Source organism: Pseudomonas sp. LBUM1643 (assembly GCF_059716215.1).
Map to the genome: position 1 here is coordinate 4,906,459 of NZ_CP166813.1, position 15,990 is coordinate 4,922,448.

Annotated in this window: 15 protein-coding genes; 7 read left to right on the plus strand and 8 right to left on the minus strand. The window is 59.7% G+C overall.

From position 1 onward, the window contains the following. Positions 1 to 354 precede the first annotated feature (354 nt). Entirely contained in the window at positions 355 to 543 is a 189-nt protein-coding gene (locus ACA063_RS22050; protein WP_162437964.1) for a hypothetical protein, read from the plus strand. Between the two features lie 82 nt (positions 544 to 625). Here the strand turns inward: ACA063_RS22050 and ACA063_RS22055 are convergent, their stop codons facing one another. The 7 genes from ACA063_RS22055 to ACA063_RS22085 form a co-directional block, all read right to left on the minus strand. Continuing rightward, the gene (locus tag ACA063_RS22055) at positions 626 to 1,168 is read right to left on the minus strand and encodes a DUF2058 domain-containing protein (RefSeq protein WP_162437963.1); all 543 of its coding nucleotides are present in this window, start codon (positions 1,166 to 1,168) and stop codon (positions 626 to 628) included. A 28-nt stretch (positions 1,169 to 1,196) separates the two neighbouring features. Further along, positions 1,197 to 2,030, minus strand: coding sequence for a nucleoside triphosphate pyrophosphohydrolase (mazG, locus tag ACA063_RS22060; RefSeq protein ID WP_497663370.1), 834 nt, complete (start codon positions 2,028 to 2,030; stop codon positions 1,197 to 1,199). 124 nt (positions 2,031 to 2,154) lie between these two features. Next, positions 2,155 to 4,398: a GTP diphosphokinase gene (gene relA / locus ACA063_RS22065; RefSeq protein WP_162437961.1), complete on the minus strand. Its 2,244-nt coding sequence runs from the start codon at positions 4,396 to 4,398 to the stop codon at positions 2,155 to 2,157. Positions 4,399 to 4,519: 121 nt separating this feature from the next. Then, on the minus strand, positions 4,520 to 5,872 hold the full coding sequence (gene rlmD / locus ACA063_RS22070) for a 23S rRNA (uracil(1939)-C(5))-methyltransferase RlmD (RefSeq protein ID WP_497663371.1): 1,353 nt from the start codon (positions 5,870 to 5,872) through the stop codon (positions 4,520 to 4,522). Then, a complete protein-coding gene (cysM, locus tag ACA063_RS22075; protein ID WP_162437959.1) occupies positions 5,872 to 6,774 on the minus strand; it encodes a cysteine synthase CysM in 903 nt (300 codons plus the stop codon). The genes rlmD and cysM overlap by 1 nt, the downstream gene beginning before the upstream one ends. A gap of 167 nt (positions 6,775 to 6,941) precedes the next feature. Further along, entirely contained in the window at positions 6,942 to 8,360 is a 1,419-nt protein-coding gene (locus tag ACA063_RS22080; protein ID WP_497663372.1) for a sensor histidine kinase, read from the minus strand. Continuing rightward, complete coding sequence (locus tag ACA063_RS22085; protein ID WP_497663373.1) at positions 8,347 to 9,069, minus strand: response regulator transcription factor; 723 nt, start codon at positions 9,067 to 9,069, stop codon at positions 8,347 to 8,349. Before ACA063_RS22085 ends, ACA063_RS22080 begins: the two co-directional genes overlap by 14 nt. A 214-nt stretch (positions 9,070 to 9,283) precedes the next feature. On the opposite strand from ACA063_RS22085, the gene ACA063_RS22090 reads away from it, so the two are divergent. The 4 genes from ACA063_RS22090 to ACA063_RS22105 all read left to right on the plus strand — a co-directional run bounded on the left by ACA063_RS22090 (position 9,284) and on the right by ACA063_RS22105 (position 14,171). Continuing rightward, complete coding sequence (locus tag ACA063_RS22090) at positions 9,284 to 12,037, plus strand: response regulator (protein ID WP_497663374.1); 2,754 nt, start codon at positions 9,284 to 9,286, stop codon at positions 12,035 to 12,037. 225 nt (positions 12,038 to 12,262) lie between these two features. Then, a complete protein-coding gene (locus ACA063_RS22095) occupies positions 12,263 to 13,255 on the plus strand; it encodes a 2-hydroxyacid dehydrogenase (RefSeq protein ID WP_497663375.1) in 993 nt (330 codons plus the stop codon). 77 nt (positions 13,256 to 13,332) lie between these two features. After that, on the plus strand, positions 13,333 to 13,767 hold the full coding sequence (locus tag ACA063_RS22100; protein WP_497663376.1) for a hypothetical protein: 435 nt from the start codon (positions 13,333 to 13,335) through the stop codon (positions 13,765 to 13,767). After that, positions 13,767 to 14,171, plus strand: a complete 405-nt coding sequence (locus tag ACA063_RS22105; protein WP_497663377.1) for an META domain-containing protein — start codon at positions 13,767 to 13,769, stop codon at positions 14,169 to 14,171. Before ACA063_RS22100 ends, ACA063_RS22105 begins: the two co-directional genes overlap by 1 nt. 289 nt (positions 14,172 to 14,460) lie before the next feature. Here ACA063_RS22105 and ACA063_RS22110 read toward each other — a convergent pair whose 3' ends face one another. Further along, positions 14,461 to 14,928, minus strand: a complete 468-nt coding sequence (locus tag ACA063_RS22110; RefSeq protein WP_497663378.1) for a TlpA family protein disulfide reductase — start codon at positions 14,926 to 14,928, stop codon at positions 14,461 to 14,463. Positions 14,929 to 15,042: 114 nt separating this feature from the next. Between ACA063_RS22110 and arsC the strand changes: the two genes are divergently transcribed. Next, positions 15,043 to 15,396: an arsenate reductase (glutaredoxin) gene (arsC, locus tag ACA063_RS22115; RefSeq protein ID WP_497663379.1), complete on the plus strand. Its 354-nt coding sequence runs from the start codon at positions 15,043 to 15,045 to the stop codon at positions 15,394 to 15,396. Continuing rightward, positions 15,393 to 15,989: an NAD(P)H:quinone oxidoreductase gene (wrbA, locus tag ACA063_RS22120; protein WP_027923973.1), complete on the plus strand. Its 597-nt coding sequence runs from the start codon at positions 15,393 to 15,395 to the stop codon at positions 15,987 to 15,989. Before arsC ends, wrbA begins: the two co-directional genes overlap by 4 nt. Position 15,990: the final 1 nt, after the last annotated feature.

A 15,990-nucleotide genomic window follows, 5' to 3' on the forward strand; every position in this document is an offset into this window, starting at 1 on the left:
GAGCTGTGTAGGAGCTGTGTAGGAGCTGTCGAGTGAAACGAGGCTGCGATCTTTTGATCTAGATTTTTTTAAGATCAAAAGATCGCAGCCTCGTTTCACTCGACAGCTCCTACATAGCTCGTACACAGCCCCCACATAGCTACTGGAAGTTTTAAGCAGGTCTGGAACATGAAGCTTTTGTCATGAAACTTAACGGCCTGCGACCGAATGTCGCGGATTTGGCGGGCTGCAGGGCTTTTGCAAAACCTGCAACTGTCCGTTACGAAATCTGGTCGTTTACTTAGCAAGCTATCCAAACATATAACAGAGTCCTGCACATGCCTTGGTGCAGGTAACTGAGATTGGAGCTAGCAGATGACTGTAAAAGTAACTGAACGCGACGATTCACATATGTCTCATGAAGGCGTAGCCGCCGGCATCCGTATCTGGGATGTGCACCAACAAGACTTGCTCGTGGGGATGTTCCACTCCGAGACCGATGCCCACAACTACAAGTGCGAACTGGAAACACTGGAACAGCAACGTGAGCAACTGTCCGCCTAGGACCTGCTCATAAGCAATTACAGCATTGAAAACGACAAACCCCGCCAATGAGCGGGGTTTGTCTTTGTAGAGCCCTAAGCGCTTACCACATCAGATCATCAGGGATCTGATAGGCCGCATACGGATCGTCTTCGGTCGCGACTTCTTCGGTCTGCACATTCATTTGCACGATGCGCTGTGGATCGCGCTCCTGGATCTTCAAGGCGGCTTCACGCGGGATCACTTCGTAACCGCCGCCATGGTGCACGATTGCCAGCGAACCGCTGCTGAGCTTGTTGCGCATCAGCGTGTTGACAGAGATGCGCTTGACCTTCTTGTCGTCGACGAAGTTGTAATAATCCTCAGTCGTCAGCTTGGGCAGACGCGAGACTTCGATCAATTGCTTGATCTGCGCCGCACGGGCTTTCGCCTCGGCCTTTTCCTGCTGCTGACGGTTCAACTCCTGGTCGCGCTTGACCTTTTCAGCCAACGCTTCCTGAGCGGCACGTTGCTGCGAGTCGTCGAGTTCGATCTGACCTTTGTGGGCCAGGCGTTGCTGTTTCTGCTTCTCTTTGCCGACCTGTTTGGCCTGCTTCTGATTGACCAGCCCTGCTTTGAGCAACTGGTCGCGAAGGGAAATGCTCATGGTGCTTAATACTCACTTAGGCAACTGCTCAACCGCAGCTGGGCAAATTCTTTTCCTGACGTTTGGCTTCGCCCCACAAGGCGTCCAACTCTTCGAGGGTGCAATCTTCCATGGGACGGTGGGTGTCGCGCAATGCCTGTTCGATAAATCGGAAGCGTCTTTCAAACTTGCTGTTGGCGCCGCGCAGTGCGGACTCCGGGTCGACCTTGAGATGACGGGCCAGATTGACCACGGAAAACAACAGGTCGCCGACTTCATCGGCAATGGCTACCGAGTCGTTGTCAGCCATGGCTTCGAGCACTTCATCAAGCTCTTCGCGGACTTTATCCAGCACCGGCAAAGCATCCGGCCAGTCGAAACCGACCTGCCCGGCGCGCTTTTGCAATTTGGCCGAACGCGACAAGGCCGGCAATGCGGCAGGCACGTCGTCGAGCAAAGACAACTGTTCGGGTGCTGATGACTGCTCGGCGCGCTCCTCGGCCTTGATCTCTTCCCAGCGCTGCTTGACCTGTTCTTCGCTCAGGCGCGGAACATCCAGCGGCGCGTACAGATCCCCGGTAGGAAACACGTGAGGGTGACGACGAATCAGCTTGCGGGTGATGCTGTCGACCACACCGTCGAACTCGAAGCGCCCTTCTTCCCGAGCCAACTGGCTGTAGTAAACCACCTGGAACAGCAAATCCCCCAATTCACCCTGCAAGTGATCGAAGTCACCCCGCTCGATGGCGTCGGCCACTTCGTAGGCTTCTTCAAGGGTGTGCGGGACGATGGTCGCGTAGGTTTGCTTGATGTCCCACGGGCAACCGAACTGCGGGTCGCGCAGGCGGTTCATCAGGTGCAGCAGGTCTTCAAGGCTGTACATCAAATTCTCTCGTTCAAACGCCGAACTCACTGTAGGAGCTGCCGAAGGCTGCGATCTTTTGATTCTAAAAACAAGATCAAAGGATCGCAGCCTTCGGCAGCTCCTACAGGGAACCGACTGCCGTTTAGGGCGTGCGGTTACGTCGGGTTTCGATGATGTTCGGCAACTGCGAAATGCGCCCCAACAACCGTCCCAACGCATCCAGCCCCGGAATCTCGATGGTCAGGGACATCAACGCAGTGTTGTCCTCTTTGTTCGAGCGGGTGTTGACCGCCAGCACGTTGATGCGCTCGTTGAGCAGCACCTGCGAAACGTCACGCAGCAAACCTGACCGGTCGTAGGCGCGGATAATGATGTCCACCGGGTAGGTGAGCACCGGCACCGGGCCCCAGCTGACCTGGATGATGCGCTCTGGCTCGCGTCCGCCCAATTGCAGCACCGAGGCGCAGTCCTGACGGTGAATGCTCACACCGCGGCCCTGGGTGATGTAACCGACGATCGCATCCCCCGGCAGCGGCTGGCAGCAGCCCGCCATCTGGGTCATGAGGTTGCCGACACCCTGGATCTGGATATCGCCACGCTTGCCTGGCTTGTAACCTGTCGCCTTGCGCGGTATCAGCTCAAGCTGTTCATTGCCACGTTCCGGCTCGACCAGTTGCTGCGCCAGATTGACCAGCTGCGCCAGGCGCAAATCGCCGGCACCGAGGGCGGCGTACATGTCCTCGGCCGTCTTCATGTTGGCCTTGTCAGCCAGCTTGTCGAAGTCCACCGCGGGCAGACCGAGACGATTGAGTTCGCGCTCGAGCAAGGTTTTACCGGCCGCGACGTTCTGGTCACGAGCCTGCAATTTGAACCAGTGGACAATCTTCGCCCGGGCCCGCGAGGTGGTCACGTAACCCAGGTTCGGGTTCAGCCAGTCACGGCTTGGCGTGCCATGCTTGCTGGTGATGATCTCGACCTGCTCACCGGTTTGCAGGCTGTAGTTGAGCGGCACGATGCGCCCGTTGATCTTCGCGCCTCGGCAGTTGTGGCCGATCTCGGTATGCACCCGGTACGCGAAGTCCAGCGGCGTTGCACCTTTTGGCAAGTCGATGGCATGACCGTCCGGGGTAAAGATATAGACCCGGTCAGGCTCGATATCGACCCGCAGCTGTTCCGCCAGCCCACCGATATCACCCAGCTCTTCATGCCACTCGAGTACCTGACGCAACCACGAGATTTTCTCTTCGTAGTGGTTGGAACCGGACTTGACGTCGGTGCCCTTGTACTTCCAGTGCGCGCACACACCCAATTCGGCCTCTTCGTGCATGGCGTGGGTGCGAATCTGCACTTCCAGCACCTTGCCTTCAGGACCGATTACCGCCGTATGCAACGAGCGGTAGCCGTTCTCTTTCGGGTTGGCGATGTAGTCATCGAATTCTTTCGGGATGTGCCGCCACAAGGTGTGGACGATGCCCAGCGCGGTGTAGCAATCGCGCATCTCCGGCACCAGAACGCGAACGGCACGCACGTCATAGATCTGGCTGAACTCCAGACCCTTGCGCTGCATTTTGCGCCAGATCGAATAGATGTGTTTGGCCCGGCCGCTGATGTCGGCATCGACACCGGTGGCCTGCAATTCGACTTTCAGCTGGTTCATCACATCGGCGATGAAGCGCTCGCGATCCAGGCGCCGCTCGTGGAGCAGCTTGGCGATCTGCTTGTACTGGTCGGGTTCGAGGTAACGGAAGGACAAATCCTCCAGCTCCCACTTGATGTGACCGATACCAAGACGGTGAGCCAGGGGCGCATAAATGTCGAAGACTTCACGGGCCACACGGTTGCGCTTTTCATCGTCGGCGGTTTTGACCGCACGGATCGCGCAGGTCCGTTCGGCCAGCTTGATCAGCGCGACTCGCACGTCATCGACCATCGCCACGAGCATCTTGCGCAGGTTTTCCACCTGGCCTTGAGTGCCCAGCACCAGGGATTGGCGAGGGCTCAAGCTGGCGCTGATCGCCGCCATGCGCAACACGCCGTCGATGAGTTTGGCGACCACCGGACCAAAGCGCTGGCTGACTGCCGGCAACTGGATCTGGCCTTCGCGCACGCCGCGGTACAAGATTGCGGCGACCAACGAATCCTGATCGAGTTTGAGGTCGGCGAGGATCTCGGCGATCTCAAGGCCCGTGCGGAAACTCGAGGTCCCTTCGGACCATAGATTCTTCGCCGCATTGGCCTGTTGTTCAGACGCGCGAGCGAACTCGCACGCTTCTTTCAAGGCTTCGCGATCCAGTGCCAGATCGACACTGACCGCGTGATCGAGCCAAGCCTCGAGATTGATACTGCCGTCGGTGTTGATCGGCTGGTGTGCTCTCACCTGTACCATCTTGCTTACCTTCCCTACGACGCAGATTCAATGCGTCAATCGCTGACCTTCGTTGCCCGCGCGCCCGCGTCGGGGCAGGTGCGCGGCTACACGGGCGGACCAGTCGGACCAGACGAGCATCCTAGCTCGCTTCAAATAACGCCATGGCCTCGACATGTGCCGTCTGAGGAAACATATCGAGAATCCCGGCACGTTTTAACCGGTAGCCCTGCTTGATCAATTCGACCGTATCGCGCGCCAGCGTTGCCGGGTTGCACGATACATATACCAACCGCTCGGCACCCAGGGACTTGAGCTTGCGCACAACCTCAAAAGCACCGTCACGCGGTGGGTCCAAGAGTACCGCACAAAAGCCTTCGACCGCCCACTCGGCATCGGTCAAAGGCTGGGATAAATCGGCCTGAAAAAAACGAGTGTTATGCAGATTGTTGCTAGCAGCGTTTGCGGCTGCCCGCTCGACCATTGTCTGCACACCTTCTACCGCCACTACTTCACGGACGGCCTTGGCCAAGGGCAACGCAAAATTACCCAAGCCACAGAACAGATCAAGAACGCGCTCATCCGCTTTCGGCTCAAGCCAGTCCAGCGCCTGAGCGACCATGGCCTCGTTGACAGCAGCGTTGACCTGAATGAAGTCTCCCGGCCGATACGCCAGATCCAGATCCCACTGTTCAAGACGATAGCCCAGGACTTGATCAGCTTCGACCGGGTAAGGCTCGCCTTCACCGTGAAGCCACAACTGGGCTTCGTGAAACGCGCAGAAATCCTTGAGAATGGTCATGTCGGCGTCGGACAACGGCGCCATGTGCCGCAGCAGAACTGCCAGCTTCGTGCCGCTGAACAATTCCACATGCCCGAGCGCCTGCGGCTTGCTCAACCGTCGGAGCATTTCCGGCAAGCGGTTCATGATCGGCTGCAAGGGCTGTACCAGCACCGGGCATTCGTTGATTGCAACGATGTCCTGACTGCCAGCCGCACGGAAACCGACTTCAAGTTTTTTCGCCTTCATGTCCCATCGCACTGCCACTCGGGCGCGACGACGGTAACCGAACTCCGGACCGCTCAACGGCGCTGCCCACTCTTGAGGTTCGACACCGGCAACCTTTGATAATTGCTCGGCGAGCATGCGCTGTTTCAGGGCGAGTTGTTCGTCGTGAGGCAGATGCTGCACGCTGCAACCGCCGCAGCGACCGGCATGCGGGCAGGGAGCAGGACGACGCAGTTCGCTGGTTTGAAAGACCCGTTCGGTGCGTGCTTCGACCACTTTGCCGTGGGCACCCAACACGCGCGCTTCAACTTCCTCTCCGGCCAGCGCGCCGATGACGAACCAGGTGCGACCTTCGAAAAATGCGATACCGCGACCGTCATTAGCCAGGCGCTCGATGGTCAGGCGCTGCTTTTTGCCGGTCGGGATTTGTGGGGCCTTGCTGCCGCCAGTCGGCTGGAAACGCAGACCTCTCTCGTGCTTGGCCATCAGTTGGGCGCGTCGAAAATGCCGGTCGACAAGTAACGGTCGCCACGGTCGCAGATGATCGCGACGATCACCGCGTTTTCAACTTCTTTGGACAAGCGCAGCATCGCGGCTACGGCACCGCCCGAAGACACGCCGCAGAAGATCCCTTCTTCGCGAGCCAGGCGACGGGTCACGTCTTCGGCTTCGCTTTGGGCCATGTCGACGATCCGGTCCACTCGATCAGCCTGGTAGATCTTCGGCAAATACTCTTGTGGCCAGCGACGGATGCCCGGAATCGCCGAGCCTTCCATCGGTTGCAGGCCGACGATCTGCACGCTGTCGCTTTGCTCTTTCAGATAGCGCGAAACGCCCATGATGGTGCCGGTGGTGCCCATCGAGCTGACGAAATGAGTGATGGTGCCCTCGGTCTGCCGCCAGATTTCCGGGCCGGTGGTGGTGTAGTGCGCCTCAGGATTGTCACCGTTGGCGAACTGATCCAGCACCTTGCCACGACCTTCGGCCTCCATGCGCTGGGCCAGATCGCGAGCGCCCTCCATGCCTTCTTCCTGGGTGACCAGGATGAGTTCGGCACCATAAGCGGTCATCGCGGCCTTGCGCTCGGCGCTGGAATTGTCCGGCATGATCAGGATCATCTTGTAACCCTTGATCGCGGCGGCCATGGCCAGCGCAATCCCGGTGTTACCCGAAGTCGCTTCGATCAACGTATCGCCAGCGTGAATCTGCCCACGCAACTCGGCACGGGTGATCATCGACAGCGCAGGACGGTCCTTGACCGAACCCGCCGGGTTATTGCCCTCAAGCTTGAGCAAAAGGGTATTGCTGGTGGCGCCAGGCAGGCGCTGCAAACGAACCAGCGGGGTGTTGCCGACGCAATCGGCGATGGTTGGGTACTGCAAGGTCATGGCGTATTCGCAATCCAGACTGCGGGGGCGCCTATCATACCGGCAAACCCCGGAACGCCATATCACGCAAAGTGCGGTGCTTATGGCTTGTAGGAATAAGGGGGAAGTTTTGTGTGGGATGTGCGGGCCTCATCGAGGGCACGCCCACTCCCTCAAGGTCGGCTGGATCACATAATCTGTGATCGACACACATTCACCGCGGGCTTGCTCGCGAAGGCGGCATCATTGTCATCCCCTGCATCAGCCACCAGCCGCACATTCAGCCGCAACCCGGTCCCGGTGTTCTGCGCCCATATTGTGCCGCCCTGTCGCTGCACGGCATTCCTCGCAATGCTTAACCCCAGCCCAAACCCCCCATTCCCTGGTCTTGAGCCGTCGAGCCGGGTAAATGGCGAGAAGATCCGCTCCAGATCGGTTTCAGCCACCCCGCCGCCCTCGTCTTCCAGCCACAGATGCCAGAAGTCACCATCGCGTCGCCCTCCCAGCGTCACTACCCCGCCGACGGGCGAGTGGCGTACGGCGTTGCGCAGAATGTTTTCCAGTGCCTGAGCCAACGTATTGAGATTGCCGCGGACCCAGCAGGATGAATCCACCGTGCACTGCAACTGCGCGATCGGCCAGCAGCTTTCATAGCAGGCATTTTCCGTGAGCATTTCCCACAGCGCCTGAATCTGAATCGCCTCATCGGGCAACGGCGCGCGCTCGGTATCAAGCCACGCCAGTTGCAACGTGTCGTCCACCAGGCGCTGCATCCCATCGACCTCCCGGCCTATACGTTCACGCAACTGCGCCAGACCCTGCTCGCTTTCACTGGCCACTCGCAGACGGCTGAGTGGTGTGCGCAATTCGTGGGACAAGTCGCGCAACAGTTGTTGCTGTAACGCCACCGTGGATTGCAGTCGCTCGGACATGTGGTCGAAAGCCCTGCCCAATTCCCCCAGCTCATCCTGACGATTGGTCGTGCGGCTCGACAGGCGCACACCCAACTGATCGGCACGCCAGGCATTGGCTTGTTCGCGCAGGTTATTGAGCGGAACCACCAATAGCCGATACAACCCGACGCACAGCAGCAGGGTGAACAGCCCCGGGATCACGCCGTTGGTAATCACTCGCCAAAACACCCGGTAGTGCCCGGGCACAAAGCGTTGGGGCAGCTCGATCACCAGGCTGCCTGCAGAGGGATTTTCTGGAAAGGGGACGCGCATCCATGGCAGGCCTTTCTTGTGGATCGGCCAGTCGAGGCCGCGCAGAAAGGTCAGGTGCTGGACGTCCTTGTCCGATATTTCCTGGCTGCTCAATGATTGCAAATCACCACTGATGACACCGACCCAGCCCGATTCGCGCTGTTGCATGCTTTGCAAAAATCTATCGACGCCAGCCCGCCCGCCCTGCTTCCAGGCCTGCTCGGCCTCGGCGGCGTAGCGCGACAAGGTGCCTCGGGCGTCGTCCGAGAGGAATTGGTTGCGCTCCTCCATGTACCGGCCCCAGGACCAACTGAGCCAGATCATCAGCAGACAAAAGGCCACCAGCAGGAAGGCCAGTTTCCAGAACAGGGAATGCCGGCCCGGCAGGTCAGACCACTTCATCGCTGGCACTCAATACATAGCCTTTGCCCCAGACCGTGCGCACTTCGCGCTCGGTGTAGCCGATGGCCTTGAGCTTGCGGCGGATCTGGCTGATATGCATGTCCAGGCTGCGGTCATGAGCCGCGTAACCACGTTGCAGGACTTGCTGATAAAGGAAGGCTTTGCTCAACACTTCATCGCCGTTGCGGTTCAGTGTTTCCAAAAGCCGAAACTCGCTACGGGTCAGACCGGCTGCCTTGTCGCAGTAGAAGACCTCAAAACACTGATCGTCGAAACGCAGGCTGTCGGTCGAAGGCGCCACGACTGCTGGCGCGGGACGACGGTCAAGCGCTACACGCCGCAGGATCGCTTCTATGCGCACCCGCAACTCAACCATGCTGAAGGGTTTTGGCAAATAGTCATCGGCGCCCAGTTGAAAGCCGCTGATGCGATCCGCCTCGGCCCCAAGCGCAGACATCAGTAACACCGGGGTGGAGTGGCTCTCGCGCAATTGTGTCAGCGCTTTCAGCCCGTCCAGTCCCGGCAGCAGAATATCTATCAACACCACATCGAACGCTTGCGCGCGCGCCATGTTCAGTCCTTCCTGACCATTTTTGCACCAGGTCACCTGGAAGCCGTTGCGGCCCAAATGCTCATGCACGTACGCACCGAGCACGAGGTCGTCTTCAATGGCGAGAATGCGTGGATGATCAATAGAGATGGGAGTCATGAGTATCTGCAAATAATTCTCAGTTGGCGATTATTCAAGATTGCCTCGCCTTGGGCAACCCAAGGTTTGCCCTGGACGCCAATAGGCGGCACGGATCGACGACTGACCCGTTCAATTTTACGAAGAAGGGCTGCCTGCAAATCGCTACACTGCGCAGGTGGCGCCTACCGGACGTAAGCGCAGGTCATTTAATAGCTGGATGCAGGAGAGATGCGTGCTCAAGAAACTCGGAATTAAAGGCCGCGTGCTGTTGCTGACCCTGTTGCCGACCAGCCTGATGGCGCTGGTCCTGGGGGGCTATTTCACCTGGATGCAGCAGTCCGACCTGCAGACACAGCTTATGCAGCGCGGCGAAATGATCGCCGAGCAACTGGCGCCGCTGGTGGCCCCCGCCATGGGCCACAAGAACAACGAACTGCTGGAACGCATCGCCACGCAATCCCTGGAGCAACAGGACGTTCGCGCGGTGTCCTTCCTCGCGCCGGACCGCACCCTGCTCGCCCATGCGGGCCCGACCATGCTCAACAAGGCCCCCCAGGGCAACGGTTCGCAATTGCTGCGCCGCAGTGGCAATGATGCAACGCGCTACCTGCTGCCAGTGTTCGGCAAACACCGCAATCTCGCCGGCGACGTGATTCCCGCAGAAGCTGAACGATTGCTCGGCTGGGTAGAGTTGGAGCTGTCGCACAACGGCATGTTGTTGCGCGGCTACCGCAGCCTGTTCGCCAGCTTGCTGTTGATCGCTGCCGGGCTGGGCGGTGCAGCGCTGCTGGCGTTGCGCATGGGTCGAACCATCAACCGACCGTTGAGCCAGATCAAGCAAGCCGTTTCCCAGCTCAAGGATGGTCACCTGGAAACCCGACTGCCGCCCCTCGGCAGTCAGGAACTGGATGAGCTGGCGTCCGGGATCAATCGCATGGCGGGCACCCTGCAAAATGCTCAGGAAGAATTGCAGCACAGCGTCGATCAGGCCACCGAAGACGTGCGCCAGAACCTGGAAACCATCGAAATCCAGAACATCGAGCTAGACCTGGCGCGCAAGGAAGCCCTGGAAGCAAGCCGGATCAAGTCCGAGTTCCTGGCCAATATGAGCCATGAAATCCGCACACCGCTCAACGGGATCCTCGGCTTCACTCATCTGCTGCAAAAAAGCGAACTGACGCCGCGCCAGCTGGATTACCTGGGCACCATCGAAAAGTCTGCCGACAGCCTGTTGGGGATCATCAACGAGATTCTCGACTTCTCGAAGATCGAAGCCGGCAAACTGGTGCTCGACCACATTCCGTTCAACCTGCGGGATCTGCTGCAGGACACGCTGACGATCCTCGCCCCCGCTGCCCACGCCAAACAGCTGGAGCTGGTGAGCCTGGTGTATCGGGATACGCCGTTGTCGCTGGTGGGCGATCCGCTGCGGCTCAAGCAGATACTGACCAACCTCGTCAGCAACGCGATCAAGTTCACCCGCGAAGGCACCATCGTCGCCCGTGCCATGCTTGAAGACGAACACGAAGACAGCGTGCAATTGCGCATCAGCATTCAGGACACCGGGATTGGCCTGTCGAGCCAGGACGTGCGCGCCCTGTTCCAGGCGTTCAGTCAGGCGGATAACTCGTTGTCGCGCCAACCCGGTGGCACCGGTCTGGGGCTGGTGATTTCCAAGCGGCTGATCGAGCAGATGGGCGGCGAGATCGGGGTCGACAGCACGCCGGGGGAAGGTTCGGAATTCTGGATCAGCCTGAGCCTGCCCAAGACCCGCGACGACGCCGAAGACCTGCCTGGCCCACCGCTGCTGGGGCGTCGGGTGGCGGTCCTGGAGAATCACGAGTTGGCACGCCAGGCCTTGCAGCATCAGCTGGAAGATTGCGGCCTCGCTGTCACACCGTTCAATACCCTGGAAAGCCTGACCAATGGCGTCACCGGTGCGCATCAGACCGATCAGGCGATCGACCTGGCGGTACTCGGCATCACCAGCAACGACATGCCGCCGGAACGCCTCAACCAACATATCTGGGACCTGGAACATCTGGGCTGCAAGGTGCTCGTGCTGTGCCCGACCACCGAGCAGACGCTGTTTCATCTGTCCGTACCCAACCCGCACAGTCAGCTTCAGGCCAAGCCGGCCTGTACCCGCAAACTGCGCCGAGCCTTGTCCGATCTGGTCAATCCGCGCCAGGTGCGTAACGAGCCGGGGGAACCGCTGTCCAGCCGCGCCCCGAAAGTACTGTGCGTCGACGACAATCCCGCCAACCTTCTGCTGGTGCAAACCTTGCTCGAAGACATGGGCGCCAAGGTGCTGGCCGTGGAAAGTGGATACGCGGCGGTCAAAGCCGTGCAGAACGAGACCTTCGACCTGGTGCTGATGGACGTGCAGATGCCCGGTATGGACGGGCGCCAGAGCACCGAGGCCATTCGTCAGTGGGAAAGCGAGCGGCACTGCACGCCCTTGCCTATCGTCGCGCTGACCGCTCACGCCATGGCCAACGAAAAGCGCGCCTTGTTGCAAAGCGGTATGGACGATTATCTGACCAAGCCCATCAGTGAACGGCAATTGGCGCAGGTGGTTTTGAAGTGGAGTGGTCTGGCGCTGCGCAACCACGGGCCCGAGCGCTCCGGTGACGGACATGCAGGTGCACCCGAGTTGCAGGTGCTCGATCACGAAGAAGGCCTGCGTCTGGCCGCCGGCAAGGCGGATCTGGCGGCTGACATGCTGGCGATGTTGCTCGCCTCGCTTGAAGCCGACCGCGAAGCCATCCGCTTTGCCCGGGATACCGATGACAACAATGCCTTGATCGAGCGCGTCCATCGCCTGCATGGCGCGACACGTTATTGCGGCGTCCCGCAATTACGCGCCGCCTGCCAGCGCAGTGAAACATTGCTCAAGCAACAGGATCCGAAAGCCTATAGCGCACTGGAGGAGCTTGACCGGGCCATCAACCGTCTGGCCGCGCATGCGCGTATTAATGCTTGATGTAGTGTAGGCATTCGCCATAACGCCGTTCCCTGTAGCAGCTGGCGAAGCCTGCGTTCGGCGGCGAAGCCGTCGTAAATTCGTCAAATGCGGTTCATCTGAAGCACCGTGGTCACCAGTTTTACGACGGCTTCGCCGCCGAACGCAGGCTTCGCCAGCTGCTACAAACGCGTGGAGCGTCAAAGCGTCAAAGCGTCAAAGCTTGAAATTTTCCAGGAGGACAGCATGCGCACCATTCTTTTCAGCAGCCAGACCTACGACCGCGAGAGTTTTCTCGCTGCAAAACTGCCCGACGGCATCGAGTTGCAGTTTCAATCGGCGCGATTGAGTGTCGATACCGTCGCATTGGCGGAGCATCACGAAGTGGTCTGCGCCTTTATCAATGATGACTTGAGCGCGCCCGTGCTCGAATGCCTGGCCGCCGGTGGTACCCGCCTGATCGCCCTGCGCTCGGCGGGATACAACCATGTCGACCTGGCAGTCGCCAAGCGCCTGGGACTGGCCATTGTGCGGGTCCCGGCCTATTCGCCGCATGCAGTAGCCGAGCATGCGGTGGCACTGATCCTTGCGCTCAACCGTCGTTTGCACCGCGCGTACAACCGCACCCGCGAAGGCGATTTCAGCCTGCACGGGCTGACGGGCTTCGACCTGGTGGGCAAGACAGTCGGAGTGGTCGGTACCGGGCAGATCGGCGCGACCTTCGCGAAAATCATGCACGGGTTTGGCTGCCAGTTGCTGGCCTACGACCCCTACCCCAATCCCGACGTCGAAGCCCTCGGCGCCCGCTACCTGAGCTTGCCGGAACTGCTGGCCCAGTCGCAGATCATCAGCCTGCACTGCCCGCTTAACGAACAGAGCAAGTATTTGATCAACAGCGAGTCACTGGCACACATGCAGCCAGGGGCGATGCTGATCAACACCGGACGCGGCGGTCTGGTGGACACGCCTGCACTGATCGACGCGCTGAAGGACGGTCGACTGGGCTATCTGGGGCTGGATGTGTATGAGGAAGAGGCCCAGCTGTTCTTTGAAGACCGCTCCGACCTGCCACTGCAAGACGATGTGCTGGCGCGCCTGCTGACCTTTCCAAACGTGATCATCACGGCTCACCAAGCCTTCCTGACCCACGAAGCACTGGGCGCCATTGCCACGACGACGCTGCAGAACATCGCGGCCTGGGCGGATGGAAGGTCGCAGAATCTTGTGGCTGCCGGCTGAACCAGATCGAAGGTCACTTGCCTGCTCCATGCTGCGGCGACGTCCGTGCTAGCATGCCGCGCATATTTGGAGGACCCATGGCCGAACACGATTTTCGCTATACCCTGATGAACCCGCAACACACCCTCACCGAATGCCGCGCCCTTGTGCCTGGGCGTTATCAGGTCACCGGCAACGGTGGTTCGATTCGCAACAATGACGTGCTGGTCGTGACCCTCAAAGGCAGCAAGGACCTGTCCATGCGCCTGACCGTCGAAACGGTTCGCCACTTGATCAACCCACCCGGCCAATGGGTCGCGGTTGCGAGTGGTCCGGTGTTCGGCGAACTGGCCATCCACACCTGGAAAGTCAATTGCGACAGCTGCGCCAAAGAGTTGAGCTTTGAGTTCGCCGTCGACGCCAAGCTGGGCAACAAGTCTGAAAAGCCTGCCGCCACCGCGCGGATTGCCGAGTTGGGCTGGACCACTGTCGGTGAGAAGCACCTGTGCCCGAAATGCCAGGAGCCTGCGTGATGAAACGCCTCGTTCTGACCGCGATGGTGGGTGCCAGCCTGATGGGCTGCGCCGCCGAGCCGGTGCAACTGCAACAGAACCGCAGCTATATTCTGGAATGGATCGGCGAACGTCCGCTGATGGATTACAGCCACCTGACCATCACCCTCGGCGAAGATGGCCGGGCCTACGGCAACGGCGGCTGCAACCATTGGTTCGCGCCCTATACGCTGGAAGGCGACAAGCTGAGCTTCGGCAAGATTGGCAGCACGCGCAAACTGTGTGCGCCTGCGCTGATGGAACAGGAAAAGCGTTTTTTGCAGGCACTGGAAAATGTGCAGCGCTGGGATATTTCGCCCATTGAGCAAATGCGCTTCTGGCCGGCCGAAGGCAAGCCGCTGCGCTGGTGGCTTGAAGAGGGTTGATCCACTGGTTTTTCGGCAACTGAATACTGGAACTGGAACTGATTAACTGTGGCGAGGGAGTTTACTCCCGCTCGACTGCGCAGCAGTCGCAAACCCAGTGAACGCGGTGTTTCAGGCAAAACGAGATGACCGGGATAAGGGCTGCTTCGCAGCCCAGCGGGAGTAAACTCCCTCGCCACGGAAGCTCGTCCCCCCCCCAGAAGTCCATCACCCACATAAGCCCGCCCCCTGCAGAACCCCCTCTCCCCTCGGAGAAGCCCGTTCGATACACAAGTCCCGCGCGATCAATTCAATTAGTCGCTTGCAACGCCTCAAGCTTCGCCATCAGACCCGCCGCCGTCTGCTCACCCATCAACTGCTCACGCACCTTGCCCTTGTCATCGATGATGTAGGTCACCGGTAACGCTTCGCTGCGCGGCACTTCGAACAGCTCGGCCGGATCCTGTGCCAGCACTGTGAACTTGATCCCCAGCTTCTCGCTGGCGCTTTTCAGTTCTTCGCCCTGCACATTATCGAAGTTGACTCCGAACACATCGATTTTCTTGCCCTTGAGCTGCTCGGCCAAGGTATTCAACTCGGGTATCTCGGTTCGGCAAGGCCCGCACCATTCGGCCCAGTAATTGAGCACCAGCCATTGCTTGTCCAGACGTTCGGCGGCGACTTTCTGGCCGTTTTGGTCGATTCCGTAATCATTGCCACAGCCCCCCAGCAGTAACGTGCCAAAGATCGCCAATGCCGCTGCCAGTCGTCTTGTCATGTCGTAATCCTTGTGAAAAAAAGAATATCGCCGCGACCCATTGCCTCTCCAGGTTCTGGAATACGCGCTGCACAGTTAGAATAGCCGCCACCTTACGCAAGATGCGACCCGCACATGACCGATCTGACGCTTTATCACAACCCGCGCTGCTCGAAATCCCGCGGTGCGCTCGAACTGCTCGAAGCTCGTGGCCTGACCCCGACCGTGGTCCGGTACCTGGAAACGCCGCCGGACGCTGCGCAAATCCAGAACCTGCTGAGCAAACTGGGCATCAGCGCCCGGCAATTGCTGCGCACCGGTGAAGACGAGTACAAAACACTCAACCTGGCTGACAGCAGCTTGAGCGAGGCGCAATTGATCGCCGCGATCGCTGCCCACCCGAAACTCATGGAGCGACCGATTCTGGAAGCGGGCGACAAAGCCGTCATCGGGCGTCCGCCGGAGAATGTGCTGGAGCTGTTGCCGTGAGTGCGCCGTATATTCTGGTGCTGTATTACAGCCGTAGCGGTTCGACAAACGAAATGGCCCGGCAGATTGCCCGTGGTGTCGAACAGTCGGGAATGGAAGCGCGCCTGCGTACCGTACCGGCGATCTCTACCGAATGCGAAGCTGTGTCCCCGGACATTCCGGACGAAGGCGCACTGTACGCCAGCCTCGACGACCTTAAAAATTGCGCCGGCTTGGCCCTTGGCAGCCCGACGCGTTTTGGCAACATGGCCGCGCCGCTCAAGTACTTCCTCGACGGCACCAGCAACCTGTGGCTGACCGGTGCGCTGGTCGGCAAACCGGCGGGCGTTTTCACCTCCACCGCGAGCCTGCACGGCGGTCAGGAAACCACGCTGCTGTCGATGATGCTGCCCTTGCTGCACCACGGCATGCTGATCACGGGCCTGCCTTACAGCGAATCGGCATTGCTGGAAACCCGTGGCGGCGGCACGCCCTATGGCGCCAGTCACCACGCCGGCGCCGATGGCAAAAGTGGCTTGAATGAACATGAGGTTGCACTGTGCCGGGCCTTGGGCTTGCGACTGGCCAAGACCGCGCAAAAGCTGGGGAACTGAC